Raw genomic sequence first — 2555 nt, 5'->3', positions numbered from 1 at the left:
TGCAGCCTGGTGAACTCCGTGGGATGCGCGGAGTGCTACCGGAGATTTGAGGAAAGGATGGAGGCACGAGATGAAATTAAGGGGCCCGAAGACGGGGAAAGTGTTTGATGAAATTGACTCCACGAAATGCTATTCAAACAGGAAATGTTTAGACTGTGCGTTAGACATTGAGCACAACGGATACAACGAGCCGTGCAGAATCTTCGTTAGAGACCACCCGGAAGAAGCCGCCCGCCTGATGGGGTATGAGGTTATCGAGGACCGTTCATGTTACAACTGCAAGAACTACAAGGGCAATGCGGTCTGCTGCTTGCCTATCGGGATTGATGTGCCGGTTTTCCCGGAGGAAGGATGTTCAATCTGGGAGAAGAAGGAGGACAACATGGAGAAGCAGGACAAGCCAATTAGCGGAGACCCGCAAGAGTATTACGATATGTCAGATGAGATGGTTCCGTCTGTCGGCTCCAACGTGGACCACCCCGCCCACTACAACCAGGGCGGCGTGGAGTGTATCGACGCCCTGGCGGCCGCCACCGTGGGGCTGGAGGGCATCCAGGCGTTCTGTACCGCCAACGCCATCAAGTACCTCTGGCGGTGGAAGAGCAAGGGCGGTGTGGAGGACCTGGACAAGGCTATCTGGTACATCAATCGGTTGAAGGAGGAGATCGGGAATGGATAAGCCGCTTGGCAAGATAACGCTGGAAGAAGTCCAAACGTGGTGCAAAGAAAATGACGATTGTCCCGGATGCCCGTGTTATACCAAAGAAAACGCCTGTGTATTTGCCAGATGCGCAGAGGCGGCGGAGTGGCCGCTAAACACGGAGCAGGAAGCCCCGTCCGCTGCTGAGGACACAAATGTCCCTGACAAACCCGGAAAGCCCAGGCTGGCCGAGGTGCTGGGGGTGGAAGTGGGCGAGCGGTTCAGGATGACCAAGTTTTCGGAGACGGTTGATTGTTGGGTCGATACTGATGGATGGATGCACCACAAAAACGGGCTCGTCAGGCCCGAGTATGTGATTGACGCCATCAACCACCCAGAGAGCATCATCCGCGCCCCGCGGCTGACGGAGGCGGAGCTGGAGCGGTGCCGGGTGTATGGAGCCAAGTGGGTGAGCAAGGACCCGGTGAAAAATACCGTGAACCTATGGAGAGAAAAGCCGGAACTGACAGTAGGCGATATTTTCACAAGCCTGCGTGGACCGGAAGCAACTGCGAATGACTACTTGTTCCCAAGCGTTAGATGCGGATGCTGTATCCAGGCGGAGGAGGAACGCGTAGAGGAGGCATAGCATGACGCTTAAACGAGCAATCAGGATCGCGTCCGCGTGGTCACAGGGCCACGTCTGTACGCTGCGGGACGGAGAGGCGGAGGAGTATCACAAGATGGCGCTGGAGGCGTTCCGCGCCATGCGGGAGGCGGAGAAGAACGAGCCGCTGACGCTGGATGAGCTTCGACAGATGGACGGGGAACCCGCGTGGTTTGTATCTTTCCTGGATAATTTCTGCTGTTGGGGGATTGTTCGGGTTGTTACGATGAGCCAAACATGGTTTATTGCTGTTGCTGGCGCAGAAAGAGCTTTTGGTGACCGGGATTCCTATGGAAAGTCTTGGCTTGCCTACCGCAGCCCACCAGAGAAGGAGGAACAAAATGGTTGAATTACTACGTTACCCCACAGACGCCGACTGGTACGAGGTCAAGCGCCGCGCGCTGGTAACGGTAGGCAAGACGGAGTTCGCGCCACCTACGACGGAGTGGAAACACATGATCCTGGAGGCGCGGCACAGCCCGATCCGGTATCTGCAATTCAGTTTCTACCTGGAGGTCCCAACATGGCTGAGCGTTCACCTCTGCCGTCACGTCCACGCGCAGCCTTATGTCAGGAGCCAGCGCAACGACCGGCAGAACGAGTACGACCGCAACAAGGCCCCGCAGGACGCGCCGGTGGCGATGATCTGGGACCTAAACGCGGAGGAACTGTTGACCGTGGCCAACAAGCGCCTATGCAGCCTCGCAGCGGCAGAGACACGCGCCGTGGTACGCGAGATGTGCGACAAGGCGCTGGAGGTCTGTCCGGAGTTCAATGGGCTACTGGTGCCGATGTGCGAGTATCACGGAGGCGTGTGCCATGAACTCAAAAGCTGCGGGAGGTGCCGCCATGCTTAGATACGTCAAAGGATACATTTTTGAGGGACACACGTTTGTTGTAAACAAGTCTGATATACACAACGCGAAGGACGAACAGTTTGCAGAAGGCACGGCATTGATGCCGGACGGGTGGATCAGCGTAAATGATAGACTACCAAGAGATAATGAACGTGTGTTTGTGTACCGCGATAATATGGACGAACTTTCAATTTCTGTTGTATATGGCTGGTCAGTGATCAACAAAGCGCGTGAAAGAGGAATTACCCACTGGATGCCGCTGCCAGAACCGCCGAAAGGAGACGATGAAGATTAAAATTAAACTCGACGAAGGCGCGCTCATGCCCACCCGCGCCCACGATACCGAACAGAAACGTATTTTAGGAGAAAACAGATGAAACTTAGAGAATTT

5 protein-coding genes are annotated in these 2555 nt (G+C 55.4%); all 5 read left to right on the top strand.

The features are described from left to right. Window positions 1-70: 70 nt before the first annotated feature. The 5 genes from Q0Z94_RS11785 to Q0Z94_RS11765 are packed head-to-tail and all read left to right on the top strand — an operon-like array spanning window position 71 to window position 2459. Window positions 71-679 (top strand): DUF3310 domain-containing protein, encoded by a 609-nt coding sequence (locus Q0Z94_RS11785; RefSeq protein ID WP_298069978.1) that lies wholly within the window; start codon window positions 71-73, stop codon window positions 677-679. Continuing rightward, window positions 672-1289, top strand: coding sequence for a hypothetical protein (locus Q0Z94_RS11780; RefSeq protein WP_298069976.1), 618 nt, complete (start codon window positions 672-674; stop codon window positions 1287-1289). Before Q0Z94_RS11785 ends, Q0Z94_RS11780 begins: the two co-directional genes overlap by 8 nt. 1 nt (window position 1290) lies before the next feature. Further along, window positions 1291-1656 carry a hypothetical protein gene (locus Q0Z94_RS11775; protein ID WP_298069973.1) on the top strand — a complete coding sequence of 122 codons (366 nt, stop codon included), beginning with the start codon at window positions 1291-1293 and terminating at the stop codon, window positions 1654-1656. Further along, the gene (locus Q0Z94_RS11770) at window positions 1649-2164 is read left to right on the top strand and encodes an FAD-dependent thymidylate synthase (RefSeq protein WP_298069971.1); all 516 of its coding nucleotides are present in this window, start codon (window positions 1649-1651) and stop codon (window positions 2162-2164) included. The genes Q0Z94_RS11775 and Q0Z94_RS11770 overlap by 8 nt, the downstream gene beginning before the upstream one ends. Beyond that, on the top strand, window positions 2157-2459 hold the full coding sequence (locus tag Q0Z94_RS11765) for a DUF551 domain-containing protein (RefSeq protein ID WP_298069969.1): 303 nt from the start codon (window positions 2157-2159) through the stop codon (window positions 2457-2459). Before Q0Z94_RS11770 ends, Q0Z94_RS11765 begins: the two co-directional genes overlap by 8 nt. Window positions 2460-2555: the final 96 nt, after the last annotated feature.

Source organism: uncultured Mailhella sp. (assembly GCF_947631555.1).
Lineage (GTDB): Bacteria > Desulfobacterota > Desulfovibrionia > Desulfovibrionales > Desulfovibrionaceae > Mailhella.
Note: the sequence above shows the minus strand (reverse complement) of the source record. Positions and strands in the feature narration are given on the sequence as shown.

Coding starts and splice junctions, on each gene's coding strand:
- Q0Z94_RS11775 (WP_298069973.1), top strand. CDS start 1,291: ATGACGCTTAAACGAGCAATCAGGATCGCGTCCGCGTGGTCACAGGGC.
- Q0Z94_RS11780 (WP_298069976.1), top strand. CDS start 672: ATGGATAAGCCGCTTGGCAAGATAACGCTGGAAGAAGTCCAAACGTGG.
- Q0Z94_RS11770 (WP_298069971.1), top strand. CDS start 1,649: ATGGTTGAATTACTACGTTACCCCACAGACGCCGACTGGTACGAGGTC.
- Q0Z94_RS11785 (WP_298069978.1), top strand. CDS start 71: ATGAAATTAAGGGGCCCGAAGACGGGGAAAGTGTTTGATGAAATTGAC.
- Q0Z94_RS11765 (WP_298069969.1), top strand. CDS start 2,157: ATGCTTAGATACGTCAAAGGATACATTTTTGAGGGACACACGTTTGTT.